The 26979-nt window shown below is 61.8% G+C and carries 20 protein-coding genes; 14 read left to right on the forward strand and 6 right to left on the reverse strand.

Annotated features, from left to right (window positions below; all coding sequences use genetic code 11):
- Positions 1-15: 15 nt before the first annotated feature.
- Both BTM36_RS06020 and BTM36_RS06025 read right to left on the reverse strand, forming a co-directional pair.
- Positions 16-1158, reverse strand: a complete 1143-nt coding sequence (locus BTM36_RS06020; RefSeq protein ID WP_006464313.1) for a sensor histidine kinase — start codon at positions 1156-1158, stop codon at positions 16-18.
- A gap of 48 nt (positions 1159-1206) precedes the next feature.
- On the reverse strand, positions 1207-1491 hold the full coding sequence (locus BTM36_RS06025; protein ID WP_077235574.1) for a 2TM domain-containing protein: 285 nt from the start codon (positions 1489-1491) through the stop codon (positions 1207-1209).
- Between the two features lie 164 nt (positions 1492-1655).
- On the opposite strand from BTM36_RS06025, the gene ugpQ reads away from it, so the two are divergent.
- From ugpQ to BTM36_RS06050, 5 genes are all read left to right on the forward strand, one after another.
- On the forward strand, positions 1656-2405 hold the full coding sequence (gene ugpQ, locus BTM36_RS06030; protein ID WP_077235575.1) for a glycerophosphodiester phosphodiesterase: 750 nt from the start codon (positions 1656-1658) through the stop codon (positions 2403-2405).
- A gap of 245 nt (positions 2406-2650) precedes the next feature.
- Complete coding sequence (locus BTM36_RS06035) at positions 2651-2866, forward strand: hypothetical protein (protein WP_006464316.1); 216 nt, start codon at positions 2651-2653, stop codon at positions 2864-2866.
- Between the two features lie 357 nt (positions 2867-3223).
- Positions 3224-5848, forward strand: coding sequence for an alanine--tRNA ligase (alaS, locus tag BTM36_RS06040; RefSeq protein ID WP_006464317.1), 2625 nt, complete (start codon positions 3224-3226; stop codon positions 5846-5848).
- Positions 5849-5871: 23 nt separating this feature from the next.
- Positions 5872-6426 carry an NUDIX domain-containing protein gene (locus BTM36_RS06045; RefSeq protein WP_077235576.1) on the forward strand — a complete coding sequence of 185 codons (555 nt, stop codon included), beginning with the start codon at positions 5872-5874 and terminating at the stop codon, positions 6424-6426.
- 158 nt (positions 6427-6584) lie between these two features.
- Entirely contained in the window at positions 6585-6821 is a 237-nt protein-coding gene (locus tag BTM36_RS06050) for a sulfurtransferase TusA family protein (protein WP_006464319.1), read from the forward strand.
- A 107-nt stretch (positions 6822-6928) separates the two neighbouring features.
- Here BTM36_RS06050 and BTM36_RS06055 read toward each other — a convergent pair whose 3' ends face one another.
- Positions 6929-8524, reverse strand: a complete 1596-nt coding sequence (locus BTM36_RS06055) for an FMN-binding glutamate synthase family protein (RefSeq protein ID WP_077235577.1) — start codon at positions 8522-8524, stop codon at positions 6929-6931.
- A 302-nt stretch (positions 8525-8826) separates the two neighbouring features.
- Between BTM36_RS06055 and BTM36_RS06060 the strand changes: the two genes are divergently transcribed.
- From BTM36_RS06060 to typA, 9 genes are all read left to right on the forward strand, one after another.
- Positions 8827-10992, forward strand: a complete 2166-nt coding sequence (locus BTM36_RS06060; protein ID WP_077235578.1) for a bifunctional diguanylate cyclase/phosphodiesterase — start codon at positions 8827-8829, stop codon at positions 10990-10992.
- A gap of 398 nt (positions 10993-11390) precedes the next feature.
- Positions 11391-12431: an SMC-Scp complex subunit ScpB gene (scpB, locus tag BTM36_RS06065; RefSeq protein WP_077235579.1), complete on the forward strand. Its 1041-nt coding sequence runs from the start codon at positions 11391-11393 to the stop codon at positions 12429-12431.
- The gene (rluB, locus tag BTM36_RS06070; RefSeq protein WP_077235580.1) at positions 12418-14514 is read left to right on the forward strand and encodes a 23S rRNA pseudouridine(2605) synthase RluB; all 2097 of its coding nucleotides are present in this window, start codon (positions 12418-12420) and stop codon (positions 14512-14514) included. Before scpB ends, rluB begins: the two co-directional genes overlap by 14 nt.
- A gap of 385 nt (positions 14515-14899) precedes the next feature.
- The gene (gene rimP / locus BTM36_RS06075) at positions 14900-15394 is read left to right on the forward strand and encodes a ribosome maturation factor RimP (protein ID WP_006464325.1); all 495 of its coding nucleotides are present in this window, start codon (positions 14900-14902) and stop codon (positions 15392-15394) included.
- A complete protein-coding gene (gene nusA / locus BTM36_RS06080) occupies positions 15391-16950 on the forward strand; it encodes a transcription termination factor NusA (protein ID WP_006464327.1) in 1560 nt (519 codons plus the stop codon). Before rimP ends, nusA begins: the two co-directional genes overlap by 4 nt.
- A gap of 52 nt (positions 16951-17002) precedes the next feature.
- Entirely contained in the window at positions 17003-19876 is a 2874-nt protein-coding gene (gene infB, locus BTM36_RS06085) for a translation initiation factor IF-2 (RefSeq protein WP_077235581.1), read from the forward strand.
- Positions 19877-19988: 112 nt separating this feature from the next.
- Positions 19989-20381, forward strand: a complete 393-nt coding sequence (gene rbfA, locus BTM36_RS06090; protein WP_006464329.1) for a 30S ribosome-binding factor RbfA — start codon at positions 19989-19991, stop codon at positions 20379-20381.
- 99 nt (positions 20382-20480) lie between these two features.
- Positions 20481-21497 (forward strand): tRNA pseudouridine(55) synthase TruB, encoded by a 1017-nt coding sequence (gene truB / locus BTM36_RS06095; protein WP_077235582.1) that lies wholly within the window; start codon positions 20481-20483, stop codon positions 21495-21497.
- Positions 21498-21680: 183 nt separating this feature from the next.
- A complete protein-coding gene (gene typA / locus BTM36_RS06100; RefSeq protein WP_006465521.1) occupies positions 21681-23522 on the forward strand; it encodes a translational GTPase TypA in 1842 nt (613 codons plus the stop codon).
- A gap of 1221 nt (positions 23523-24743) precedes the next feature.
- Here the strand turns inward: typA and BTM36_RS06105 are convergent.
- The 3 genes from BTM36_RS06105 to BTM36_RS06115 all read right to left on the reverse strand — a co-directional run bounded on the left by BTM36_RS06105 (position 24744) and on the right by BTM36_RS06115 (position 26962).
- Positions 24744-25139, reverse strand: a complete 396-nt coding sequence (locus BTM36_RS06105; RefSeq protein ID WP_168189749.1) for a bacteriohemerythrin — start codon at positions 25137-25139, stop codon at positions 24744-24746.
- A gap of 289 nt (positions 25140-25428) precedes the next feature.
- Positions 25429-25992, reverse strand: coding sequence for a general stress protein (locus BTM36_RS06110; protein ID WP_077235584.1), 564 nt, complete (start codon positions 25990-25992; stop codon positions 25429-25431).
- A 289-nt stretch (positions 25993-26281) separates the two neighbouring features.
- Positions 26282-26962, reverse strand: a complete 681-nt coding sequence (locus tag BTM36_RS06115) for a PRC-barrel domain-containing protein (RefSeq protein WP_254426943.1) — start codon at positions 26960-26962, stop codon at positions 26282-26284.
- Positions 26963-26979 lie beyond the last annotated feature (17 nt).

Genomic DNA, 26979 nt, shown 5'->3' on the forward strand with positions numbered 1-26979 from the left:
CTTCAGACAAGGTTTTTAGGCATCCAGGGCGCGGTTGTGGCGCGTGGTGCGGTGGGCGCTCTTGAGTGCCTTCAGCGGGATGGTGATCTGCGCCATGGCGCCGGCCGGGACGTTGTGGGTGATGATCAGTTCGGCCAGCGGGCCATAGAGCGTGACCAGACGTTCGCGGATATTGTCCAGGCCGAAATGCATGCCGATCACCGGCTCCTTCTGCGGTGGTGGCTGGTTCAGGCTGATGCTGGTGGGCAGGCCGGCACCGGTATCGAGCACGCTCAGGACCAGCATGTCGTTATGCACGGCGGCGCGCACGGTGCAGTTGCCGCCGTCGACCTTGGGTTCGAGGCCGTGCTTGATGGCGTTTTCGACCAGGGGCTGCAGCAGCATCGGTGCCAGCCTGAGGCGGCCCAGGTGTTCCGGCAATTGCAGGGTATAGGACAGGCGCATGCCCATGCGCAGCGACATCAAACCCAGATAGGCCTTGATCAGGTCGAATTCCTTTTGCAGCGAGGTGCTGTCGGCGCGCGAGGCCGACAGGGTGGTGCGCAGGTATTGCACCAGCTGGTTGAGCATCAGCTCGGCCTGCAGCGGATCGGTGCTGATCAGCGACTGCAGCGTGGCCAGGGTATTGAACAGCATGTGCGGCTCGATCTGGGCTTGCAGCATCTGCAGCTGGGCCTGCACGGCCTGCTTCTCGACCTGGGTGGCGTGGGCTTCCAGGGCGGCCATCTTCTGGCGGTTCCAAAAGAACAGGGTGGCGCCGAAACAGACCAGGAAGGTCAGCACGATGACCGCGATGATGCTGTCGCTGTGCTCCGGCACCAGGCTCAGGATGGGCTGGCCCATCAAGAGGCTGGCCAGCACCCGGCCCAGCAGTACCGCCAGCGGTGCCATCACCACGATCACCAGCAGCATGCCCAGCTTGTTGGGTGCGTCGTTACCCCATAGCAGCAGGCGGCTGCCGTTGATCAACAGCATGGCGAGCAGGCCGATGCACATCGATACCTGCAGGTTTTCATAGAAGCTGCCGCCAATGCGCAGCAGGTAGGTGACGGCCAGCGCGCACAGCAGGTTGATCACCAGCGTGGGCAGCAGGGCCAGCGCCAGTTCGCGCAGCAGCAGGAGCAGGCGGGGCGGGACGGAAGTATCGTGTGGGGTCATGCGGTCCTGGGAGAGTGCAAACAAGCGGCCGAGGGGCGCGCTGCCCGCTCAGCGGCGACGCAGTTCGCGCGCGATCATCGCCTTTTTCCAGTCGGCGGGAAAGCGCCCGAATACGCTCAAGGCGTGGAATAGTACCCCGATTCCCCAGCCAAGGAGAGGCCCGATGCTCCACCAGTGAGGATGCGGGGTGAGCAGGTTGGCCAGCATCAGCCCGGCATTGACCACCAGGTAGATCGCCAGATGCCTGAAAAAGCCCAACTGGCGTGCCACGCGCCGTTCGGCGCGCAGGTAGTCGGGATGGGTGGTGTCGTCGTGAAGCTCGGTATCTCGCATGGCGCTCTCCTTGTCTGGCTGCCTGGGTGATCATGCCCGCAGCATGCGCGCCGGCCGGGTGCGGGGCCAGCGCCTTGCGACCAACGGTAGCAGCGCGGGTGCCGGATGCTTGAAGCGCGGCGTGATCTGCACTACCTTATGCGGCCCACCCTTCGGAGAACTTCATGTGGCCCTATCCCAGGATTCTTGCTCATCGCGGCGGCGGCACGCTGGCGCCGGAAAACACGCTGGCCGGTTTTCGCGCCGGTCTGCAGCACGGTTATCGTGCAGTGGAGTTCGATGTCATGCTCACCCGCGATGAGGTCCCGATCCTGATGCACGATCCCCAGCGCGGGCGCACCCTGCCCGGCAGCGGGCGCATCGCCGAGACCGACTGGGCCGAGCTGCGCGAGCTGGAAGCCGGTGCCTGGCGTGACCCCGCCTTTGCCGGCGAGCGCATTTGCACCCTGGAGCAGTGCCTGGATTTCTGCCTGGAACAGGGCATCTGGATGAACGTCGAGATCAAACCGGCCGCGCCGGAACATGCGCGGCGCACCGCCGAGCTGACCGCGCAGGCGGTGGCGCGGCGCTTTGCCGGAGTCAGCGGTGCCGCCTTGCCGGTGCTGTCCTCGTTCTCGTTCGAGGCCCTGCTGGCTGCGCAGGAGACCGCGCCGCAGTTGCCGCGCGGCTTCCTGGTGGATGTGATCCCGCAAGACTGGCAGCAGCGCCTGGCGCAGTTGCAGGCGGTCGCCCTGCATACCAACCACAAGCACCTGACCCCGGCCCTGGCGGCCAGCGTCAAGGATGCTGGCGTGGGCCTGTTCTGCTACACCGTCAACGATACGGCACGTGCCGCCGAAATCCGCGCCTGGGGCGTGGATGCCTTCTGCACCGACCGCATCGACCTGATCGCCGCCGATGCCTGGGCAGCGTGAACGGGGGAGGCTCTTGCTAGCGGGCATCGCGCAGCGTGGAAATGAACGGCAAATCGCGCTCTTACCGGCGGACTGAATCATGGCTCGCCCGCTATGATTTCCCTGCGGTCGACGCTGTCAGCCAAAGTTGTCAGGATGCTGTCAACGTCTCGCAAAAGCCCTGCGTTAAGGAAACACAAGGCCGGCGCCCGTGAGCACGCCGGTGGACTTGTGGAGCACACAACACTGACAGATAGAGGAAAACGATGAAGATCAACAAACTGCTGGCCGCCGTACTCGTCGCCGCCTTCGCCATGCCGGTCATGGCCCAGCCCGCACCGGCAGCGGCTCCCGCAGCCGAAGCGCCGGCCGCCAAGCCTGCTCACAAGAAGCACAAGAAGCACGCCAAGAAAAAGCAGAAGAAGCACAAGAAGCACGCCAAGAAGGCCGCGCCGGCAGTGCCCATCAACAAGGGCGCCTGATTGCGGTTGCCGCCGGCCGGAAGACCTGGCCGGTGACCTGCTTTACCGGAAGGTCAGGCTGACATTGTTAAGGACCGGGGAGCGCAGGGTAGCGCGCAGTACCGGGTCAGCCGAACCTGTAACCCGTCCGGGGTCATCCCGGCGGGTTTTTTTTCGTCCGTCGTTGCGGGGCGTTACGGCGAGCTGATAGCGCCTGCATGAGCTTGCACGAGGCTGCCCGAGGGGACCCTTGAAGCCCGCCCATCGGCGCCGGATCACGTATAATCATCGGTTCGCAATCGTTTTTTGCACCGACTATCATCCGGGCCGAATCTGCCTCTTTCCGGCGGCATCAGGTCCATTTATCCGTCTTCGAACATGAACTCAGCCGAAATTCGCGACAAGTTTCTGAAATTCTTTGAATCCAAAGAACACACCATCGTCCGTTCCTCCAGCCTGGTGCCGGGCAATGACCCGACCCTGCTGTTCACCAATTCGGGCATGGTTCAGTTCAAGGACGTGTTCCTGGGCACCGACAAGCGCAACTACGTGCGCGCTACTTCCGTGCAGCGCTGCCTGCGCGCCGGCGGCAAGCACAACGACCTGGAAAACGTCGGCTACACCGCGCGCCACCATACCTTCTTCGAAATGCTGGGCAACTGGTCCTTCGGCGACTACTTCAAGCGCGAATCGCTGAAGTGGGCCTGGGAACTGCTGACCCAGGTCTATGGCCTGCCGGCCGACAAGCTCTGGGCCACGGTCTACCAGACCGATGACGAGGCCTACGACATCTGGACCAAGGAAATCGGCCTGCCGCCGGAGCGCGTGGTGCGCATCGGCGACAACAAGGGTGCGCCCTATGCCTCCGACAACTTCTGGCAGATGGCCGAGACCGGCCCCTGCGGCCCTTGCTCGGAAATCTTCTATGACCACGGTCCGGACGTCTGGGGCGGCCCCCCGGGTAGCCCGGACGCCGACGGCGACCGCTACATCGAAATCTGGAACAACGTGTTCATGCAGTTCGACCGCCAGCTCGATGCGGCCACCGGCGAATACACCCTGACCCCGCTGCCGGCGCCCTGCGTCGATACCGGCATGGGCCTGGAACGCCTGGCGGCCATCCTGCAGCATGTGCACAGCAACTACGAGATCGACCTGTTCCAGGCACTGATCAAGGCCGCTGCCCGCGAAACCGGCATCAGCGACCTGTCCAACGCCTCGCTGCGCGTGATCGCCGACCACATTCGCGCGACTTCCTTCCTGATCGTCGACGGCGTCATCCCCGGCAATGAAGGTCGCGGCTACGTGCTGCGCCGTATCATCCGCCGCGCCCTGCGTCATGGTCACAAGCTGGGCCAGACCAAGCCGTTCTTCCACAAGCTGGTCAAGGACCTGGTGCTGCAGATGGGCGCCGCCTATCCGGAACTGCCGGAAGCCGCCGAGCGCGTCGAGATGGTCCTGAAGCAGGAAGAAGAACGTTTCGGCGAAACCTTGGAACACGGCATGAAGATCCTGGAAGCCGCACTGGCTGCCAATACCGGCAAGCTGGACGGCGAGACTGCCTTCACCCTGTACGACACCTACGGTTTCCCGCTGGACCTGACCGCCGACATCTGCCGCGAGCGCAATGTCGAACTGGATGAGGCCGGCTTCAACGCCGCCATGGAACGCCAGAAGAGCGCCGCCCGCGCCGCCGGCAAGTTCAAGATGGCTGCTGCCATCGAGTACACCGGTGACAAGACCCGCTTCGTCGGCTACGAATCCTTGGCCCAGCAGGCCAAGGTGGTGGCGCTGTACGTGGCCGGCAGCCCGGTGCAGAAGATCGAGGCAGGCCAGGACGCCATCGTGGTGCTCGATACCACCCCGTTCTACGCCGAATCCGGCGGCCAGTCGGGGGATGCCGGTGCGCTGGAAGCGGCCAATGCCCTGTTCGCCGTGGCCGATACGCACAAGATCCAGGCCGATGTGTTCGGTCACCATGGTCAACTGATCAAGGGGAGCCTGGCCATCGGCGACGCCGTCGAGGCCAAGGTCGATGCCGACCAGCGCGCGCGCACCATGCGCAACCACTCGGCCACCCACCTGATGCACAAGGCCCTGCGTGAAGTGCTGGGTTCGCATGTGTCGCAGAAGGGTTCGCTGGTGGATGCCGACAAGACCCGGTTCGACTTCAGCCACAACGCGCCGATGACCGCCGACGAAATCCGTCGCGTGGAAGACATCGTCAACCGCGAAGTGCTGGCCAACGTCGCCACCGGCGCCCAACTGATGGCTTACGACGACGCGATTGCCGCCGGCGCCATGGCGCTGTTCGGCGAAAAGTATGGCGACCAGGTGCGCGTGCTCTCCATCGGTACTTCCACCGAACTGTGCGGCGGTACCCACGTGACCCGTACCGGTGATATCGGCCTGTTCAAGATCGTCTCCGAAGGTGGCGTCGCGGCCGGCATCCGCCGGGTTGAAGCGGTCACCGGCGAAGGCGCGCTGGCGCTGGTGCAGTCGCTGTCGGCCCGGGTGGCCGAGGCCGCTGCCGCCCTGAAGACCCAGCCGGAAGAACTGTTGCCGCGCATCGGCCAGGTGCAGGACCAGGTCAAGGCACTGGAAAAGGAGCTGGCATCGCTGAAGTCCAAGCTGGCCTCCAGCCAGGGCGACGAACTGGTGAGCCAGGCCGTTGACATCAACGGTATCAAGGTGTTGGCGGCAACGCTGGAAGGCGCCGACGTGGCGACCCTGCGCGAGACCATGGACAAGTTGAAGGACAAGCTCAAGACCGCCGCCATCGTGCTGGGCAGCGTCAAGGATGGCAAGGTCAGCCTGATCGCAGGCGTGACGGCCGATGCCACCGCCAAGGTCAAGGCCGGCGAACTGGTCAACTTCGTCGCCCAGCAGGTGGGCGGCAAGGGTGGCGGTCGTCCCGATATGGCCCAGGCCGGTGGTACCGAGCCGGCGGCCCTCCCGGGCGCCCTGCAGGGCGTGGCGGGCTGGGTCCAGTCCAAACTGTAAGCCGACACCGGCGCGGAGCACTCATGAGCGATTTCAAGTTCTGCCCGGTCTGCGCAGCATCGCTGGTGCTGCGCGCCGATGAAGGCGAGGCGGGCAAGGTCCGCCTGGCCTGTCCTGAAGGCCATTGGACGCATTGGGACAACCCGCTGCCGGTGCTGGCCGCGCTGGTCGAAATCGACGGCAAGATGTTGACGGCACGCAATGCCGCCTGGGCTGAGGGGCGCTTTGCCCTCATCACCGGTTTCATGGAACGCGACGAGACGCCCGAGCAGGGCATTGCCCGCGAACTGAAGGAAGAGACCGATCTGGACGCCCAGTACATCGAGCTGATCGGTGTCTATGAATTCATGCGCAAGAACGAGCTGATCATCGCCTACTACGTCAAGGCCAGCGGGGTCATCAAGCTCTCGCCGGAGCTGGTGGAGTATCGCCTGTCGGCCCCGGCCGACCTGCGACCCTGGCCGGCCGGAACCGGCCATGCCGTGGCCGACTGGATGCGTCAGCGCGATCTGCCGGTGCAGTATGTGGAGTTTGCCGGTTCCACTACGCCCATCGAGGCGCCGGTGGTGCTGAAGTAATCAAGGCGACAACAAAGCGGTGCCGACGCCCGTTGCTGCAAAAAGCTTGCTTCTGCACAAGCTTAGTGCGGCGAAAACAACAGAACTTGTGCAATGCATCAAGTCGGCGCATTTTGCAGTAGAATCGTTTTCGTTGTGATCCATTTTGAGTCGAAGTAATGACCATTCAATTTCACCGGGAACTTGATGCGCGCGGTCTTAACTGCCCGCTGCCCATCCTCAAGACCAAGAAAGCCCTGGCCGATATGGCCAGTGGACAGGTGCTCAGGGTGACCGCCACCGATACCGGTTCGGTGCGCGATTTCCAGGCTTTTGCCAAGCAGACCGGCAACGATCTGCTGGAGCAATCGCAGAATGATGAACATGAGTTCATCTTCTTCATGAAGCGCAAGTAATTTCTGCCATGCCAGCAATGGCTGGCAGCATGAAAAAACCCGCAACTCTCCGAGCTGCGGGTTTTTTGTTGTCCGTCGCCAGGCGGTCGAGCAGCCGCCCGGGCGCTTCAGAATTCCGGGTGGAAACTTTCGGCGCGGGCAATGGGCCAGAACTTCTCATAGACCCGATAGCGGTAATTGCCGTCGATCAGGTCGTTGGGCTGGAGATACTTGAGCACGTTGGACATCAGTTGGATCTCGTGATCGTTGATGCGCCGCACGATGTGATGCGGACGCAAGGCCGAGGTGTGAGGCAATCCGGCGGCTTGCACCAGTTCCTGCAGCGCGTGCAGGGTGCTCTGGTGGAAACGATGCACACGCTCGGCCTTGTCCGGGACGACCAGCGCGCGGGCGCGATTTGCGTTCTGGGTCGCCACGCCGGTGGGGCAGCGGTCGGTATGGCAGCTCTGCGACTGGATGCAACCCAGGGCGAACATGAAGCCACGCGCCGAATTGCACCAGTCCGCCCCCAGTGCCAGCGTGCGCGCCACGTCGAAGGCGGTGACGATCTTGCCACTGGCGCCGATCTTCACCTTGTCGCGCAAGCCGATGCCTACCAGGGTGTTGTGCACCATGACCAGCCCTTCCTGCAGCGGCATGCCGACGTGGTCCACGAATTCCAGGGGCGCGGCGCCGGTGCCGCCCTCGGAGCCGTCCACGGTAATGAAGTCGGGCACGATGCCGGTCTTGAGCATGGCCTTGGCGATGCCGAAGAATTCCCAGGGATGGCCCACGCACAACTTGATGCCGACCGGCTTGCCGCCGGACAGGCCGCGCAGCTTCTCGATGAATTCCAGCAGCCCGATGGGGTTGGAGAAGGAAGAGTGCACCGCCGGGGAAATGCAATCCACGCCCATGGGAATGCCACGGGTGGCGGCAATTTCCGGGGTGATCTTGGCCGCCGGCAACACACCGCCGTGGCCGGGTTTGGCGCCTTGCGACAGCTTCACCTCGATCATCTTGATCTGCGGTGATTGCGCCTGGGCCGTGAATTTTTCTTCATTGAAGCTGCCATCGGCATTGCGGCAGCCGAAATAGCCGGAGGCGATCTGCCAGACCAGGTCGCCGCCGAATTCACGGTGGTATTCGGAGACCGAGCCTTCGCCGGTGTCATGGGCGAAATTACCTTTCTTGGCACCCTGGTTCAGTGCCCGGATGGCATTGGCCGAGAGCGAGCCGAAACTCATCGCCGAGACATTGAAGACCGACATCGAATACGGCTGGGCACGATCAGCGCCGACCGTTACGCGGAAGTCGTGGCTGGCGATCTTGGTCGGGGACAGCGAATGGCCGATCCATTCATGGCCGGCCTGTTGCATGTCCAGTTCGGTACCGAAGGGGCGGCTGTCGACCTCGGCCTTGGCACGCTGGTAGACGATACTGCGCTTCTTGCGCGAGAACGGGCGGCCGTCCATTTCATCTTCGAAGAAATACTGGCGCAGCTCCGGACGGATCGATTCGAACATGAAGCGGAAATGGCCGATCAGCGGATAGTTGCGCAGCACGGCGTGGCGCCGTTGTACCAGGTCATGGATGCCCAGCACGCTCAAGGCCAGCGGAATCAGGACCCAGGCCCAGTTCAGGGCATGGGTGGCCGCCAGTGCCAGCAGGACGACGGTCAGTACGAGCACCGCCCAGAAAACCAGATACCGATTTGCCCACATGGAAAAGTCCGTTTGTTGTCATTGTTGAACCGGTACCGACCAGTTGGTCAGTAGGCGGGGTTAGCAGGATTCTAACGCCCTGGGGCCAGCCGCGTGCGGGACGAACTGAGGGGTGTTTCCCGTCGATTTAGCGGTAAGGGCCGTCGCTGACGGCACGCGGGCCCGTTACGCTGGCAGTGGGCATCCTTATTGCTTTGCCGAATCATCACGCTGGCCGCCTTGGGGATTCGGCAGCCTGGCGTCCTCCATCTCCACAACCACACCAGCTCCTGCTCAGCAGAGGCGAGAGACACGATGTCGTTATGAAAACAGTTGCTTCACGCGCCCTGTGCCGCCATGAGCCAGGCCGGGACCAGGCCGTCGTGGCCATGGCGCGCCCGCCGCGCCTGCTGGAAACCTTGCTGGCCAACCTCGATGGCATGGTCTACCGTTGCCGCGACGACGCCTACTGGACCCTGGAATTCGTCAGCGACGGTTGCCAGGCGCTGACCGGCTACGCCCCGGGTGACCTGTTGCTCAACAGCCGCTTGTCCTTCCTGGAGCTGACCCACCCGGATGACCGGGACATGGTGCGCGCGCATATCGAGACATGCCTGCGCGAGCGCCGTCGCATCGATATCGAATATCGCATCGTGCATGCCGACGGCAGCCTGCGCTGGGTGTGGGAGCGGGGCGTGGGTCTGTACAACGCGGCCGGCAAGGTGGAGGCCCTGGAAGGCTTCCTGCAGGACGTGACCGAACGCAAGGAAGCCGCCCAGGCGCTGCAGGAAGCCGAGCGACGCTATCGCAGCATCTTCGAGAATGCCATCGAGGGGGTGTTCCAGACCACGCCCGATGGCACCTACATCGCCGTGAATCCTGCCCTGGCGCGCATCTACGGCTATCACTCGCCGGAAGACCTGATCGTGGGCCTGCGCGACATCAGCCACCAGCTCTATGTGGAGCCGGAGCGGCGGACCGAATTCATGCGCCTGATGGAACAGCATGGCTCGGTGTCCAATTTCGAGTCGCGGGTGTACCGGCGCGATGGCGACATCATCTGGATTTCCGAGAATGCGCGCGCGGTCTACGACGACGCCGACAAGCTGATCTGCTACGAGGGCACGGTGGAAGCGATCACCGAGCGCAAGCTGTACGAAGCCGAGATGCGCCACCAGGCCACCCACGATGCCCTGACCGGCTTGCCCAATCGCAACATGCTGCACGAACACCTGCAGCGCGCCATCCAGGTGGCGCGCCAGAAGGGTGGCCTGACGGCGGTGGTGTTCGTGGACCTGGACCAGTTCAAGTTCATCAATGACAGCCTGGGCCACCAGGTCGGGGACGAATTGCTCAAGACCGTGGCGCAGCGCCTGCAAGCCTGCCTGCGCGATACCGATATGGTGGCGCGCCAGGGCGGCGACGAATTCGTGCTGGTGCTGCAGAACCAGACCGGCGGCGAGCAGGGCATTGCCGAGGTCATGCAACGTATCCTGGCGGCCGTGGCGCGCCCCTGGCAGGCCGGAGACCGTGAATTCCAGGTCACCGCCAGCATCGGCGTGAGCCGCTATCCGGCCGATGGCAAGGATGTGGAGACCCTCCTGAAGCAGGCCGACTCGGCCATGTACCGGGCCAAGGAGCAGGGACGCAACAACTTCCAGTTCTTCGCCCCATGGATGGATACCCAGGTCAGCAACCGCCTGGAAATGCTGATCAACCTGCGTCGGGCGCTGGATCAGGAGGAGTTCAAGCTGTACTACCAGCCCAAGCTCAGCTTGAAGGATGGCAGTGTCATCGGTGCCGAGGCCCTGATCCGCTGGCAGTCGCCCGAACAGGGCATGGTGCCGCCGGACCGCTTCATTCCCTTCGCCGAGGATGCCGGCCTGATCGTGCCCATCGGCGAATGGGTGCTGCGCACTGCCTGTCACCAGAACAAGTGCTGGCAACAGGCCGGTTTGCCGACCATTCCGGTGGCGGTGAACCTGTCGCCGCGGCAGCTGAACCAGAGCCTGCCGGATTTCGTCAGCGATGTGCTGGCCCAGAGCGGGCTGGCGCCATCCTGCCTTGAGCTGGAAATCACCGAGAACGTGGTCATGAAGGATGCCGAAAAAAGCGTGGCGACCCTGCATGCCTTGAAGCGCCTGGGCCTGCAGATCTCGGTGGATGACTTTGGCACGGGGTATTCCAGCCTGTCGTATCTGCGGCGCTTCCCGGTGGATGCGCTGAAGATCGACAAGTCCTTCGTGCGCGATATCGCCCGCGATGCCGACAGTGCGGCCATCGTCAAGGCGGTCATCTCCCTGGCCCATATCCTGAACCTGCGCGTCATCGCAGAAGGCGTGGAGGATGAGGAGCAGCATGCTTTCCTGAAGGAAAATGCCTGTGATGAGGTACAGGGTTATTACTTTGGAAAGCCGATGGCGGTGGCCGATTTCACCGAATGGCTGACCCGGCGTGCGGGAAGCGGCCTGCCGGCGCCAGGTAAATAATCGTGCACGGGGTGCAACAGGCTCCATCCACGGAAATCTTTGTGCTACACTCCGCGCAGAACTTTTTAATGCCTTGCGCCCGACCGCCGCAGCCTGTGCGGACAACAAAGTCTCCATGACGCAAGGCCGGTAGTTGAAAAGGTGCCAGTCGGCCGTCCGCAACCCCGCGACATGACGGCTTTGCGAAAGCGCGATACCTCCGCGACGCCGATTTGCCCGGGTCTTAGATTCCAGCTCATTCAATCTCCAAACACCGGAAGGTAGCGCCGCCGCATCCAGCACAGCGCAAGACTTGCCGTACCTGGCCTGATCGCGGGCCTGGTTTGTCGCAGCCCTGCGGGATGGAGATCAGCTGCAAGCCGAACTTTTGTTAACAACAAGACGCACAAGAGTGGTACATGAATATTGCTGAGGCCAAGAAAGTCCTCGAAACCGCATTGCTTTGCACGCATGAGCCGCTGTCGATCAATGACCTGAAGAAGCTGTACGTCGATCCCGAGAGCGATGAGAGCAGCGACGTCAATGCCGAGATGATCCGGCAGATGCTCGACGAGCTGCGTACCGAGTGGGCCGACAAGGGCGTGGAGGTGGTCAGCCTGTCCACCGGCTGGCGCTTCCAGAGCCGCAAGGAAATGAAGGTCTACCTGGAGCGCCTCAATCCGGAGAAGCCGCCCAAGTACACCCGCGCCACCCTGGAAACGCTGGCCATCGTCGCCTACCGCCAGCCGGTCACCCGCGGCGATATCGAAGAGATCCGCGGCGTGGCCGTCAACACCCAGACCATACGCATGCTGGAAGACCGGGGCTGGATCGAGTCGATCGGCCATCGCGATGTGCCGGGACGACCGGCCTTGTTCGCGACGACACGCAAGTTCCTGGATGACCTTGGCCTGAGCTCGCTGGAGGAATTGCCGCCGCTGCAGCAGGTCAGCGGCGAAGCGGCTGCCCAGGGCGCGCTGCTGGAATTGCAGGCCCTTGAGGGCGGCGTGGCTGCCCTGGCGGCAGAAGAGCCGGACGAGGAGTCTGCAGACGCTACACCGGAACTGCCGGAAGCTGGCGACGAAGCAGACGCTGTAAAGACTGCAGAGGCTGCAGAAGCCGGAGAAGCCGTCGAGATCGCCGAAGCGGTGGATGGTATCGACAGTTCGCCTGACGCCGATGACACCGAAGCGTTGGTCGGCCAGGCCGAAGCCGATGCTTCCGCAGATCACACGGATATTGCAGCCGCCGCCGGGGAAGAGCGCGCTGCGGGTAATCAGGACGACGCTTCCCCGGAAGCACCAGAACCTTTTGAGCAAGACGTTGCCGTAACTGGCACAGACGCCATCGAGGCCGCCGGCGAAGCGGCAGGCGAGCATAACGACACCACCGAGCGGGCCGATCAGCGGGAAGATGACGCGCGTCCGCCACATCCAGATTCGAAGAATGAAGCCAACTAGTTCCAAAGACGAGACCCAGGTCGAACTCGCAGCGGCTGCTGCCGCCACCACCGACAAGCCGGTGAAGAAGCGCACCCGCAAGCCTGCGGCCAGCGCCGCATCCGAGGCAAGCGAGGTGCCGGCGGCGCAAGCCGTGGCTGCCGATGCTGCCGCGCCGAAGAAGCGTGCTCCCCGTGCCAAGAAGGCAGTGGCCGAGGAATCGGCCCCGGTGGAGCAAGCGTCCGCCCAGGTTGCAGCTGCACCTGCACAAGAGCCTGCCGAGCCGGTCAAGAAGCCACGCGCGACCAAGCCGCGCGCCAAGAAGGCCGATCAGGCCATCGAAAGCGCCGCCTCGGCCGCTTCGGCCCAGTTGAGCCTGGAGATCGAATCCGCGCCCGCGCCGGCCAAGCCCAAGCGCGCCGCCAAGCCCAAGGCGGCTGCCCAGGCTGAGGCGGCTCCGGCTGCTGCGGCACCGGCGCCGGCGCCGGCGCCTGTCGAGCCGCCCAAGGTCATCGTCACCGTGGGTGAGGAAGTGGTGGCGCCGCCGGTGCTGCTGGACGCCCCGCTGGACCCTAACCGTGCCAAGCCCGCCCGTCGCGGCGTGCGCGGCCCCCGCGCCCTGCGCAACAACCGCGCCGCCCAGCGCGCTGCTGCCGGCGCCGAAGCAGGTGCTCCGGCCAAGGGCGAGAGCCCCTCGGCACCGGAACAGCCGCGCGGCCAGTTCGGCAAGAACAATGGCCACGGTGGTCAAAGTGGTCACAACGGCCAGCCCGGCCAGCAAGGTCAGCAAGGCAAGAAGAACTTCGACAAGAACGGCAAGAAGCCCAAGGCCCCGCAACTGGGTCTGCGCGCGACGGAGCCGGTGGACGACATCTTCTCCTACGTCACCTCGGAAGCCTATGACCGTGACGAAGGCGCCAAGGCCGGTGGTCGCCAGGCGCACCAGATGCGCGGCAAGAACGGTCGCCGCGACCTGACCGCCGAGGATGATGCTCCCAAGCTGCACAAGGTGCTGGCCGACGCAGGTCTGGGCTCGCGCCGCGACATGGAAGAGCTGATCGTCGCCGGCCGTGTCTCGGTCAACGGCGAGCCGGCCCACATCGGCCAGCGCATCCTGCCCACCGATGCCGTGCGCATCAATGGCAAGCTGATCCAGCGCAAGGTGAGCAAGCGTCCGCCGCGCGTGCTGGTGTACCACAAGCCCTCCGGTGAAATCGTCAGCCATGCCGATCCGGAAGGACGCAGTTCCGTATTCGACCGCCTGCCGACCATGAAGGCCGGCAAGTGGCTGGCCGTGGGGCGCCTGGACTTCAACACCGAAGGCCTGCTGCTGTTCACCACCTCCGGTGACCTGGCCAACCGCCTGATGCACCCGCGCTACAACATCGAGCGTGAATACGCCGTGCGTACCCTGGGTGAGCTGGAAGAGGGCATGCGCCAGAAGCTGTTGAGCGGCGTCGAACTCGATGACGGTCCGGCGCAGTTCTCGCGCATCGCCGACGGCGGTGGCGAAGGCGTCAACAAGTGGTATCGCGTGACCATCGGCGAAGGCCGCAACCGCGAAGTGCGCCGCATGTTCGAGGCGGTCGGCCTGACCGTGTCGCGCCTGATCCGTACCCGCTATGGCGCCATGACGCTGCCGCAGACCTTGAAGCGCGGTCGCTGGGAAGAGTTGGAAGAAAACGCCGTGCGCAACCTGATGGCGGCCTGCGGTCTGGAAAAACAGGCTGGCGAGGCCAAGTCGGGCAATGGTGGCAAGCCGCAGGGCAACGCGCCTCGCGGCAATGCGATGCAGAACAAGGGGCCGCAGAAGGGGCGTAGCAGCGGCAACTTCGGCAACCAGGGCGGCAATTACGGCGGCCAGGGTGGCAATGCCGGGGGCGGTAACTACGGTGGCGGCAATTACGGTGGTAACAAGGGCGGCAACAAGGGTGGCCAACCCAAGAGCCGCCAGCCTGACCCGCTGCAGACCGCATTGGGCTTCCCTGACGCCGGCAACGGCCAGCGCCGCGGCAATCGCCCGCAGCGTGGTGGCGGCAACAGCGCGGCCAACTACATGCTGGGCGGCCTGCCGGGCATGAATCGCCGTCGCGGCGGTCGCTGATGCAGTGAATTGTCCGGCGGCAATGCCGCGGACAATTCGGCCTGTCATGCTGCGATAAGCCCCGCAGGAGTGCGCCAATGACGTTTTTTATGGACGTTTTTGGTGCCTTCTTCACATTTCTGCCAATTCGGGATTTGCTGTCAATACCTGGATCGGTTATAATGTGTTAGTTAAACGCAACCTGCCGCGAATCGCATATGTGATAAATCATTGATAGATCCGCCTGCGCCCCGATGTGTTGGAAGTCCGGCGGTTCGCGTGATGTGTGATCTCGATTTGTGTAGAGATAACAAAAGATGGGCAGATGCCCATTTTTTTTTTGCTGTTCAATTTTGGATGTCTGCCTGCCACTCCGGCAAAGCAGCATTGTCATGGAGAAAAAGTCTTGCAATTGCTGGAACTGATCGAATCCACCCTTTCGGGCCTGGGCTACGAACTGGTCGAGTTCGAGAAGGCGCCGCGCGGTCTGGTGCGCGTCTTTATCGATTTCCCGTTCGATCCTGATGCGGAGGAAGCGCGTTCGATCACCGTCGAGGATTGCGAGAAGGCGACGCATCAACTGTTGCACGTCTTCACCGTGGAAGACGTGATCTATGAGCGTCTGGAGGTTTCCTCGCCCGGCCTGGATCGCCCCCTGAAGAAATTTACCGACTTCGTGCGTTTCGTGGATTGCGAAGCCGTGGTCAAGTTGCGCGTGCCGCTGCCCGGCACGTCCAACCGCAAGACCTACGAAGGCGTGCTGCGCGCGCCCGAAGGCGAGGAACTGGTACTGGAATTTGAAGCAAACGATGGGTCGGCTGCCGTGTTGAATTTCACGCTGGCCGATGTGGATAAGGCACACCTGGTGCCGCAGGTCGATTTTAGGAGTCGCAAAGGATGAGTCGCGAAATTTTGTTGTTGGTCGATGCGCTGGCGCGCGAAAAGAACGTCGATAAGGAAGTCGTCTTCGGCGCATTGGAGCATGCCCTGGCGCAGGCTACCAAGAAGCGCTATGAAGGCGAGGTCGACATTCGCGTCTCCATCGATCGCGAAAGCGGCGAGTTCGAATCCTTCCGCCGCTGGCACGTGGTGCCCGACGAAGCCGGCCTGCAACTGCCTGACCAGGAAGTGCTGCTGTTCGAAGCCAAGGAACAGTTCCCCGACATCGAAGTGGACGAATACATCGAAGACCCGATCGAGTCCGTGGAATTCGGCCGTCGCTTCGCACAGGACACCAAGCAGGTGGTCCTGCAGCGCATCCGTGATGCCGAACGCGAGCAGATCCTGGCCGACTTCCTGGCCCGTGGCGATGCCCTGGTGACCGGCACCATCAAGCGCATGGAGCGCGGTGACGCCATCATCGAATCCGGCAAGATCGAAGCCCGCCTGCCGCGCGACCAAATGATCCCCAAGGAAAACCTGCGCATCGGCGACCGTGTCCGTGCCTATATCCTGCGCGTGGATCGCGGTGCCCGTGGCCCGCAGGTGATCCTGTCGCGCACCGCGCCGGAATTCATCATGAAGCTGTTCGAGCTGGAAGTGCCGGAAATCGAACAAGGCTCGCTGGAAATCAAGTCTGCCGCACGTGATCCGGGCGTACGCGCCAAGATCGCCGTCTACACCGCCGACAAGCGCATCGACCCCATCGGTACCTGCGTGGGCATGCGCGGTTCGCGCGTGCAGGCCGTCACCGGTGAACTGGGTGGCGAGCGCGTGGACATCGTGCTGTGGTCGGAAGACCCGGCGCAGTTCGTCATCGGCGCGCTGGCCCCAGCCAACGTCACCTCCATCGTGGTCGATGAAGAGAAGCACGCCATGGACGTGGTGGTGGACGAAGAGAACTTGGCCATCGCCATTGGTCGCGGCGGTCAGAACGTGCGTCTGGCAGCCGAACTGACCCGCTGGCAGATCAACATCATGACGGCCGAGGAATCGGCCGACAAGTCGGCGGCCGAGACCGCGCTGATCCGTACGCTGTTCATGGAAAAGCTCGATGTTGACCAGGAAGTGGCCGACATCCTGGTCGAGGAAGGTTTCTCGACCCTGGAAGAAATCGCCTACGTGCCGATCACCGAGATGCTCGAGATCGAATCGTTCGACGAAGAGACCGTCAATGAGCTGCGCAACCGCGCCCGCGACGCCCTGGTGACCGAAGCGATCGCCTCCGAAGAAGGCCTGGAAGGCATGGAAGAGGAGCTGATCAACTTCGAAGGCCTGGACCGTGTGCTGGCCGGCAAGCTGGGTCTGGCTGGCGTGAAGACGCTGCCGGCCTTCGCCGGCCTGGCTTATGACGAATTCGGCGCGATCCTGGCCCTGCCTTCCGAGCGCGCGCGCCAACTGATTGAAAATGCATTTGAAGATGTGACCGACGATGAAATGAAGCTCATCGATTCCAAATACGATGAGCGCGCCAAGGCCCTGCAGGCCAAGGCATGGAGCGCAGTCGAAGGCCGCTGAGAAGCGGTGCGTCTCCACATCATCTGCCGAGCCACATAGAAAAGAGGACTGAATGGCGAGTAACAACGTTGCCCAATTTGCCACCGAGCTGAAAATGCCCGCTGATCTGCTGCTGACCCAGCTGCGTTCGGCCGGCGTCGAGAAGAGCTCTGCATCCGATTCCCTGTCGAAGGAAGACAAGGACCGCCTGCTTGAACACCTGCGCCGAGCGCGCGGGGCCGCGCCGGAAGGCGAGAAGAAAAAGATCACGCTGACCCGTAAGGAAACCACCGAGATCAAGCAGGCCGATGCAACCGGCAAATCGCGCACGATCCAGGTGGAAGTGCGCAAGAAGCGTACTTTCATCAAGCGTGACGAGCCCAGCGTGGACGAGACCGCAGCGCGTGCTGCGGCGCCTCAGCGCGATCCGGCCATCGAAGCGCAGGAACGTGAGCAGGAAGAGGCTCGCCGTCAGGCCGAACTGAAGGCGCAACAGGAGCGTCTGGACCAGCTGGAGGCCGAACGCGCCGCCCAGGCCAAGGCTGCCGAGCTGGAGCAGCAACGCATCCGCGAAGAAGCCGAGGCCGAAGCCAAGCGTCAGGCCGCGGAAGCGGCTGCTGCTGCCGCCGAAGCCGAGAAGGCCAAGGCCGCTGCCCCCGCCGCGACGGCTGCTGCCGCTGCTGCACCGGCTCCGGCGGTCGACCAGGCTGCCGAAGAAAAGAAGCGCGCTGCTGCCGAAGAAGCCAAGAAGAAGGCTGAAGCCGCCGCCAAGGAAGCCGCTGACCGTGCTGCCGCCGCTGACCGCGCCCGCAAGGCCGTGGAAGACGAAGTGGCACAGATCAAGGCCATGATGAATGCGCCGCGTCGCGTCATCAAGGCGCCCGAACCTGCTGCAGCCCCGGCCAAGACCTCCGAAGGCACGCTGCATAAGCCGGCGACCGCTGCCAAGCCGGGCGAGAAGAAGGATGACAAGAAGCCGGTCGTGGCTGCAGACAAGAAGTCGATCAAGTCGGCCAATGTCTCGTCGACCTGGCAGGACGATGCCAAGAAGCGTGGCACCGGCGGCATGAAGTCGCGCGGCGCTACCGGTGGCGGTGGTCGCGATGGTTGGCGTGCCGGCCCCAAGGGCCGTCGTCATTCGCATGGCGATGACCAGCGTGAAAGCAATTTCCAGGTGCCGACCGAAGCCGTGGTGCACGATGTCTACGTGCCGGAAACCATCACCGTGGCCGAAGTGGCCCACAAGATGGCGGTCAAGGCATCCGAGGTCATCAAGCACCTGATGAAGCTGGGCCAGATGGTCACCATCAACCAGGTGCTGGATCAGGAAACCGCGATGATCGTGGTGGAAGAAATGGGCCACCGTGCCCACGCCGCCAAGGCGGAAGATCCGGAAGCGCTGCTGGTCGAAGGCGAAGAACACGCCGATGCCGAAGCGCTGCCGCGTGCACCGGTGGTTACCGTCATGGGTCACGTCGACCACGGCAAGACCTCGCTGCTGGATTACATCCGTCGCACCAAGGTGGCCTCGGGTGAAGCCGGCGGCATCACCCAGCACATCGGTGCCTACCACGTGGAAACCCCGCGCGGCATGATCACCTTCCTGGATACCCCGGGCCACGAGGCGTTCACCGCCATGCGTGCCCGTGGTGCCAAGGCGACCGACATCGTGATCCTGGTGGTGGCAGCCGACGACGGCGTCATGCCCCAGACCAAGGAAGCGATCGCCCACGCCAAGGCCGGCGGCGTGCCGCTGGTGGTGGCGATCAACAAGATCGACAAGCCGGGTGCCAACCCCGACCGCGTCAAGCAGGAACTGATCGCTGAAGAAGTCGTGCCGGAAGAATACGGTGGCGATGCCCCCTTCATCGCGGTATCGGCCAAGACCGGCGAAGGTATCGACTCGCTGCTGGAAAACGTGCTGCTGCAAGCCGAAGTGCTGGAACTGACCGCACCGGTGGACGTGCCGGCCCGTGGCCTGGTGATCGAAGCCAAGCTGGACAAGGGTCGTGGCCCGGTGGCAACGATCCTGGTGCAATCCGGTACCTTGAAGCGCGGCGACGTCGTGCTGGCCGGTTCGGCCTATGGCCGTGTGCGTGCCATGCTGGACGAGAACGGCAAGAACATCGCCGAGGCAGGCCCGTCCCTGCCGGTGGAAATTCAGGGCCTGACCGAAGTGCCCTCCGCCGGTGAAGAAGTGGTGGTCATGACCGACGAGCGCAAGGCGCGCGAAATCGGCCTGTTCCGCCAGGGCAAGTTCCGCGACGTGAAGCTGGCCAAGCAGCAGGCCGCCAAGCTGGAAAACATGTTCGACCAGATGACCGAAGGCGAGGTCAAGAACCTGCCGATGATCATCAAGACCGACGTGCAAGGTTCGCAGGAAGCACTGGTGCAGTCGCTGCAGAAGCTGTCCACCAGCGAAGTGCGCGTCCAGGTGGTGCATGCCGCCGTGGGTGGCATCAGCGAAAACGACGTCAACCTGGCGGTCGCCTCCAAGGCGGTCATCATCGGCTTCAACACCCGTGCCGACGCATCTGCTCGCAAGCTGGCAGAAGCCTCGGGCGTGGACATCCGTTACTACAACATCATTTACGATGCGGTGGACGAGGTGAAGGCCGCGATGTCCGGCATGCTGTCGCCGGAGAAGCGCGAACAGGCACTGGGTCTGGTGGAAATCCGCCAGGTGTTCGTGGTCAGCAAGGTGGGTTCGATTGCCGGCTGCTACGTGCTGGAAGGCCTGGTCAAGCGTGGCTCGCAAGTGCGTCTGCTGCGCAACAACGTGGTGGTGTGGACCGGCGAACTGGATTCGCTCAAGCGCTTCAAGGACGACGTCAAGGAAGTCAAGTCGGGCTTCGAGTGCGGTCTCTCGCTCAAGGGCTACAACGACATCGAAGTGGGCGATCAGCTCGAAATCTTCGAAGTCCAGGAAGTCGCCCGTACCCTGTAAAAAGGCAATATGCCGGCGTATCCTGATGGATGCGCCGGCTTCACTGGCAAGATCCGTCGCAGCAACGCGGGAATCCTCCCGCCAAGCCATCGACGGATTGTTTTTTTAAAGCATGGCAAAACATAGCAAATCCATTCCCGGGCGCGGCTTGCGCGTAGCCGACCAGATCCAGCGTGATCTGTCGGAGTTGATCGCCTTCGAGCTGAAGGACCCGCGGGTGGGCATGATCACCATTACCGAAGTGCAGGTCACGCCGGATTACGCGCACGCCAAGGTTTTCTTCACCACGCTGGTGGACAACCCGGATGCGATCAAGAACACCCTGGCCGGACTGCGCAAGGCGGGCGGTTACCTGCGTACCCAGCTGGGTCGGCGCCTGACCATCCACACCTTGCCGGAACTGCATTTCGTGCACGACAACTCGACCGCGCGCGGCATTGAAATGTCGCGCCTGATCGACGAGGCCAACGCTACCCGCGCCAAGGATTCGGACGACGAGGCCTGAGCCAGGCGTCGGCTGCGTCGTAGCATTGCAGTTTTTCTCCTTCATCTTCGCACCGGTCTGCGATCCCTTCATCGGGGCGCGAGGCCGGTCTTGCATTTCATGGCTGACAATATGACGGCGGACCCCGCGTCCGCTTCCCCCGATAGTGCGCCGGAGCAGGGCAAGCGCAGCAAGCGCGGCCAGCCGCAACGGCCGCCGCGTCCTCCGCGCGTGCCGGTGCATGGTGTGTTGCTGCTGGACAAGCCGGTGGGCCTGTCCTCCAACGACGCCCTGATCCGCGCCAAGCGTATGCTTAACGCGCCCAAGGCTGGCCATACCGGCACCCTGGATCCGTTCGCCACCGGCTTGCTGCCGCTGTGCTTCGGCGAAGCCACCAAGTTCTCGCAGGACCTGCTGGAAGCCGACAAGACCTACGAGGCGCTCGTGCACCTGGGTGTGCGCACCGATACTGGCGACACCGAGGGCCAGGTCCTCGCTGAGCGGCCGGTGGCTGTCAGCGTGGCGCAGATCGAAGCCGCGCTGGCGCAGTTCCGTGGCCCGATCAGCCAGGTTCCTCCCATGCACTCGGCCTTGAAGCGAGATGGCAAGCCCTTGTATGAATACGCCCGCGCCGGCATCACGCTGGAACGTGAGGCGCGCGACGTGACCATCCATGCGCTGGAGTTGCTGGATTACCAGGCGCCGATGTTGCGTATTCGCGTCACCTGCAGCAAAGGGACCTATATCCGCGTGCTGGGTGAAGATATCGGCGAGGCCCTGGGCTGCGGCGCGCACCTGAACGCCCTGCGCCGCATCGGTGTCGGCCCGCTGACGCTGGAGGGTGCGGTCACGCTGGAACAGTTCGACGCTCCCGGTGACGTCGACTCCCGCAAGGCCATGTTGTTGCCCGTCGATGGCCTGCTGCGCAGCTTCCCGGCAGTGCAACTGACGGATGAGCTGGCGCGCCGCTTCCTGCACGGCCAGCGCCTGCCGCTGGGCAAGGAGGGTGTGCCCGTACCGGAGCAGACCGGCCGGGTGCGGGTCTATCGCAGTTCGGATGGCGCCTTGCTGGGTACCGGGTTGTTGCAGGAATACGCCATCCTGGCGCCGGAACGGCTGGTGTCCACGGCCTCCTAGAAATCAGCCAGACCCAGCACAAAAGCAGCACAAAACAGCAGCAAAGCGGCTTGCAGCAGGTCTTCCCGGGGGATGCTCCGGGCACCGGCAAGCCGTTGAAAACACAGGTTTTTTCAAAGTTCATGCGTCGCAACATGCTATAATGCGCGCCTCCCAAGAATCGGCATTCCAACCACAGTCACCATGTCAAACAATATCCGCGCAATTCGCAACATCGCCATCATCGCCCACGTTGACCACGGCAAAACCACTCTGGTGGACCAGCTGCTGCGCCAGTCCGGTACCTTCCGCGACAACCAGCAAGTGGACAACCGCGTGATGGACTCCAACGACATCGAAAAGGAACGCGGCATCACCATCCTGTCGAAGAACTGCGCGGTGGAGTACAAGGGCACCCACATCAACATCGTCGATACCCCGGGCCACGCCGACTTCGGCGGTGAGGTCGAGCGCGTGCTGTCGATGGTCGACTCGGTGCTGCTGCTGGTGGATGCCCAGGAAGGCCCGATGCCGCAGACCCGCTTCGTGACCCGCAAGGCGCTGGCCCTGGGTCTGAAGCCGATCGTGGTCCTGAACAAGATCGACCGCCCGGGCGCACGCGCCGAGTGGGCCATCAACGCCACCTTCGAACTGTTCGACAAGCTGGGTGCGACCGAAGAACAGCTGGACTTCCCCGTGATCTACGCCTCGGGCCTGAACGGCTACGCCAGCCTGGACCCGGAAGCGCGTGGCGGCAGCATGGAACCGCTGTTCGACGCCATCCTGAAGTACGTCCCGGCCCGCAAGGATGACCCGGACGCGCCGCTGCAACTGCAGATCACCTCGCTGGAATACTCCTCCTACGTCGGCAAGATCGGCGTCGGCCGTATCCTGGCCGGTCGCGTCAAGGGCGGTCAGGACGTGGTCTGGATGAACGGTCCCGAAGACAAGCCCACCAAGGCCCGCATCAACCAGGTGCTGACCTTCAAGGGTCTGGAGCGCGTGCTGGTGGACGAAGCCCTGGCCGGCGACATCGTGCTGATCAACGGTATCGAGGAAATCGGCATCGGTTCCACCATCTGCTCGCCGGATGCGCCCAATGGCCTGCCGATGCTGAAGGTGGACGAACCGACCCTGACCATGAACTTCATGGTCAACACCTCGCCGCTGGCTGGCCGCGAAGGCAAGTTCGTCACCACCCGCCAGATCCGTGATCGTCTGGAAAAGGAACTGAAGTCCAACATGGCTCTGCGCGTGGTGCAGGCCGAGAACGACGACTCGACCTACGAAGTGTCGGGCCGTGGCGAATTGCACCTGACCATCCTGATCGAAAACATGCGCCGCGAAGGCTTCGAACTGGCCGTGTCGCGTCCGCGCGTGGTGTTCCGCATGGTGGATGGCGTACGTGAAGAACCGTACGAAAACCTGACCGTCGATGTCGAAGAAACCCACCAGGGTGGCGTGATGGAAGAACTGGGCCGCCGTCGTGGCGACCTGCAGAACATGGAACCGGACGGCAAGGGCCGTGTGCGCCTGGAATACCACATCCCGGCGCGTGGCCTGATCGGCTTCCAGGGCGAATTCATGACCCTGACCCGCGGCACCGGTCTGATGAGCCACGTGTTCGACGACTACAAGCCGGTTGACACCACCAAGGGTGAACTGGCCGGCCGTCGCAACGGTGTGCTGATCTCCCAGGACGACGGCGCCGCCGTGGCCTACGCACTGTGGAAGCTGCAGGATCGCGGCCGCATGTTCGTCAGCCACAACGACCCGGTGTATGAAGGCATGATCATCGGCATCCACTCGCGCGACAACGACCTGGTGGTCAACCCCATCAAGGGCAAGCAGCTGACCAACGTGCGCGCTTCCGGTACCGACGAAGCCGTGCGCCTGGTGCCGCCCATCGAGCTGTCGTTGGAATACGCGGTGGAATTCATCGAGGACGACGAGCTGGTCGAAGTTACCCCGAAGAGCATCCGCCTGCGCAAGCGTCACCTGAAGGAACACGAGCGCAAGAAGGCGTCGCGCGAAGAATCGGTCTAAGGGAGCGGGGTGGCCGGTAACGGCCGCCGGAGTGAGGTAGGTTGTGTTGATATGTGGTTTGTGAATAACTGATATCAGCACAATAAAGCAGACAGCCATGATGCACTGCCATATAGTTACACCTGTCTCCTCCAATTTCCTCCTAAAGAATTGGATTCAAGCCCGCAACTTCGGTTGTGGGCTTTTTTTTTGCCGATTTCGCCGGACCAACCAATGAGGCGCTTTCCGGGCTTCCCGGCGGTGTTTCGGTGCCGGATTTGTCTTCATCTCTTTGTCAGTAGAGATGAACATTTGTCCAAAATAGATTTTGTTGCGCTGTTTTTGTGCATTGCGAAATGACGACTGCCGGTTTGTGGTGCAGAATCGAGTCCGCTGTACGAAAAATCCTATCTCGAAGAGGATAGAGGGGACACCAGCCCGCAACGCGCAAGCCTTGCGGGCTTTCTATTTGTCGCTGCTATCTGCCATTGCTAGCCATTGCTGGCGTAAGCTGGAAAGACCCTCGGGACGGCGCCGAAGTACCATTGCGATGATTGCGGCGAGTGTGGCTATCCCATCGTCGCCCCCGCGCCCGAAGGCGCAAACGAACCTTGATTGATGCATTTCGTCAGCCCATGAAGAAAGACCTGCCTCCGCGCACCCTGAGCGTCGCCCCGATGATGGACTGGAGCGAATTAGGTCTGGATGTCCTATAGGTAATGGGTTGGTAGTATTTTTTGTCCAAATTTTGTCCACTACGCGCAGAATTTGCATATTTGGAAGGCACGTGGGCGCACAGTTCGGTTTGAGTTGGCAAGTCAAACTGTAACGAGCTGGACAGGGTGGCGGCTACCTAGACGCCGATAAGCGTCAGAAGTCCGCTTCTGGCCGAGGCTGTGTAAAAAGACTTGCCGCCGCGTGAAGTAAACCTTCCGAAGCGAATCCTGTCCAATCAGCAGTTCATCGTTCAGGACAGTTCGTCGCCAAATCCGATTCTATGTCAACAAAACCGGTTATCCAGTAAAGCGTTCACCAAGCTCGCTCGATGACTTCACAGCCAAGATCTCCGCCTGACTCAGTGCAGAGATGTTCAAATCTGCAACGCAAAGAATGCCCCCTAACTAGATGTTCCTGTACCTAAAAGGACTGGAATACGATGGCGCGTATGACCGGGTGGCTGGCGTCAACAGGCAATGGAAGCTGGGGAAATGGAGAGAGTAAAATCTGAGAGAAAATCAATAGTCAGTGGTTCCATTCGAAATCGCGCAAGACACTGGCCAACTGTGCATCCATAACGCCCATGTGCTTCATGAACATGACCGGCATCATGCTCTGGACGATGTCAGATGGCGGGGTATCCCCATCATCGATATAGGGCTTCAGCCGGTGCAACAAAGTAAGCAAGGCACAATGCTCTTTCCGGTGGGACTTGAGACCGACATACGCAATCTTGTCCATTAGTTCCTCTTGTTTGCGGAAGCCTGTCTCGATCTGCCTGACCAATGTATCGAACGCCCCCGCAAAATCGGCGTTAGGTATTTGCGACAACTGTACAAATCCCGCCAGCACCTGCTGATGAGCGCGATCCATTTCGGCTAGTGCTAACGGGATTAATGGCAGAAAACTGGATTTATCCATGAGCGATTTCCAGGTTGTTAAATCTCCAGAAGGCGCTGTGTGATCGTAAGAGAATGCTACGCCGGAAGAGGCCATTTTCATAGCTAGGCAGCGACCCACTGCGGCTTCTTTGTGAATGGCTCAGCATCAGGCCAGAGTCAGTCACGCGAAAAAGGCTGTACTGGCCGCCCCATAAAAAGTGCCCCATTGGTTGCCAGCTCGAGCATGAAAGGCGCTGGGCACCTTTCTTTGATTACAGATTACATCTCCCGCGTGTCTAACCACATGAGACGACTAAGTCAAGAACGGTTCAATTGATCTGCTCCAGCGGAGCGGACAACGTTGGCTTTCCAGAGGGCACATGATGCTCGAACGATAGATAGCCAGAAGAGGTCAGCAGACTCTTTGCGCGCTCCCCCGAACCTGTATCGCCGTGAACAACAAGAATGAAGTGTTCCGCCTGAAGTGCAGTCTGATAGCGAAGCACGGAGTCCTTAGGAATACCTAACGAGCTCAACGCGCCGACCAACGCACTAGCGCCCCCCGCCAATACTGCGCCTTCTAGGCCGGAAAACAACATCGCTGCGAGTGGGCCCAGCACGACAATGTGGCCCACGACTGGGACGAACAGCAACGCCGATCCGAAAAGGATACCAAGCAGCCCTCCCCAGAATGCGCCCAATTTTCCATAGATACGGGCGCGATCGCCGGCGTTGAGAAAACCAATGACATGTTCTTCCAATCGATAGTCCTTCCCGATAATAGAGACTTTCTTCATGTCAAAGCCCAAGCGCTGTAGTTCTTTGATGGCGTCTTCCGCTTCCTGGTGCGATGCATAAGTTGCGATCGCAAGACCGGCATTTTTCGTAATCATTTCAATTCCTTTCAACGGTGTTGAAATTTTCTCTTTGAAGTGCTGGCGACATGATTGATAGTCACGACGTGCCGCCAGATATCGAACACCTTATGCACGCACCGTACGATATAGCTGAGCATGCATTTCTATGGTTTCTGGAATCTCAATTCCAGCTGTCGTTCAAGACAATCCACCGTGCCGCAGGCTTCAAGATATTTCTCTAGATTGCCAGCCGCACGCCAGGCATCGCGCCTCAGCTCTTCTTCATGGATGCGCAGTTCAAACGTCGCGATAGTCTCGGTAGAGATCACACAGATGCCTTTAATAGCGACCTTTGCAAGCGTTCATTCGCACCTTTCACTCCTGCTTCAAACTCCATCCATCGACCTGCCTTGGAATTCTTCAGTTCGATCAATTTATCCTCGGTGTCCTTCAGTGCTTTTTCTGACGCGTTGATCCTCATCTCCATCTCCGTTTTGGCCTCGTTCGTTCCCGAGACGGTGCGATTTTTTAACATCGCAATTTCCGTTCTGGCGCTGGCGAGGTCAGCCTCAGTCTTTGCTACAAATTCATCGCGCCTTGAGCTACTGCTTGCATAGTCAAAACGAGGGAGTGCTTTGACTAAATCACGTGTGGCACCAGGCATGATTAACTTGTCACCCTGATATTCGATCTGCGCAACAGGAATCGCGACGTTGTGGGTGCCAATACCCACGAACCCTCCCGCCCCGATAATCACATAGGAGACCTGTCGGTCTTTCGCGATAATCAGATCTTCGACCTTCCCAATCTTTTTACCGGTGTCTGTGTAAACCACTTTCCCGAGGATCGATTTCTTGACGCTCCAGCCCAATGCGACTTGTGTGGATTCGACAATGCTGACGCCTAATGTTGTACTGCTACCGGCAGTTTGGGCTGATACCGAACCTGTTGTAAACATCATGGCGATAACAGCGAGTTCCATGACTAAGTTGATCTTTTTCATCATTAACCTCCTGATTGTGA

This window comes from Herbaspirillum sp. VT-16-41 (assembly GCF_001994935.1).
GTDB classification, from domain to species: Bacteria; Pseudomonadota; Gammaproteobacteria; order Burkholderiales; family Burkholderiaceae_D; genus Herbaspirillum; species Herbaspirillum frisingense.

Coding starts and splice junctions, on each gene's coding strand:
- nusA (WP_006464327.1), top strand. CDS start 15,391: ATGAGTCGCGAAATTTTGTTGTTGGTCGATGCGCTGGCGCGCGAAAAG.
- truB (WP_077235582.1), top strand. CDS start 20,481: ATGGCTGACAATATGACGGCGGACCCCGCGTCCGCTTCCCCCGATAGT.
- BTM36_RS06035 (WP_006464316.1), top strand. CDS start 2,651: ATGAAGATCAACAAACTGCTGGCCGCCGTACTCGTCGCCGCCTTCGCC.
- BTM36_RS06055 (WP_077235577.1), bottom strand. CDS start 8,524: ATGTGGGCAAATCGGTATCTGGTTTTCTGGGCGGTGCTCGTACTGACC.
- BTM36_RS06020 (WP_006464313.1), bottom strand. CDS start 1,158: ATGACCCCACACGATACTTCCGTCCCGCCCCGCCTGCTCCTGCTGCTG.
- rluB (WP_077235580.1), top strand. CDS start 12,418: ATGAAGCCAACTAGTTCCAAAGACGAGACCCAGGTCGAACTCGCAGCG.
- BTM36_RS06050 (WP_006464319.1), top strand. CDS start 6,585: ATGACCATTCAATTTCACCGGGAACTTGATGCGCGCGGTCTTAACTGC.
- BTM36_RS06110 (WP_077235584.1), bottom strand. CDS start 25,992: ATGATTACGAAAAATGCCGGTCTTGCGATCGCAACTTATGCATCGCAC.
- scpB (WP_077235579.1), top strand. CDS start 11,391: ATGAATATTGCTGAGGCCAAGAAAGTCCTCGAAACCGCATTGCTTTGC.
- BTM36_RS06105 (WP_168189749.1), bottom strand. CDS start 25,139: ATGGATAAATCCAGTTTTCTGCCATTAATCCCGTTAGCACTAGCCGAA.
- BTM36_RS06060 (WP_077235578.1), top strand. CDS start 8,827: ATGAAAACAGTTGCTTCACGCGCCCTGTGCCGCCATGAGCCAGGCCGG.
- BTM36_RS06115 (WP_254426943.1), bottom strand. CDS start 26,962: ATGATGAAAAAGATCAACTTAGTCATGGAACTCGCTGTTATCGCCATG.
- infB (WP_077235581.1), top strand. CDS start 17,003: ATGGCGAGTAACAACGTTGCCCAATTTGCCACCGAGCTGAAAATGCCC.
- ugpQ (WP_077235575.1), top strand. CDS start 1,656: ATGTGGCCCTATCCCAGGATTCTTGCTCATCGCGGCGGCGGCACGCTG.
- typA (WP_006465521.1), top strand. CDS start 21,681: ATGTCAAACAATATCCGCGCAATTCGCAACATCGCCATCATCGCCCAC.
- BTM36_RS06025 (WP_077235574.1), bottom strand. CDS start 1,491: ATGCGAGATACCGAGCTTCACGACGACACCACCCATCCCGACTACCTG.
- alaS (WP_006464317.1), top strand. CDS start 3,224: ATGAACTCAGCCGAAATTCGCGACAAGTTTCTGAAATTCTTTGAATCC.
- BTM36_RS06045 (WP_077235576.1), top strand. CDS start 5,872: ATGAGCGATTTCAAGTTCTGCCCGGTCTGCGCAGCATCGCTGGTGCTG.
- rbfA (WP_006464329.1), top strand. CDS start 19,989: ATGGCAAAACATAGCAAATCCATTCCCGGGCGCGGCTTGCGCGTAGCC.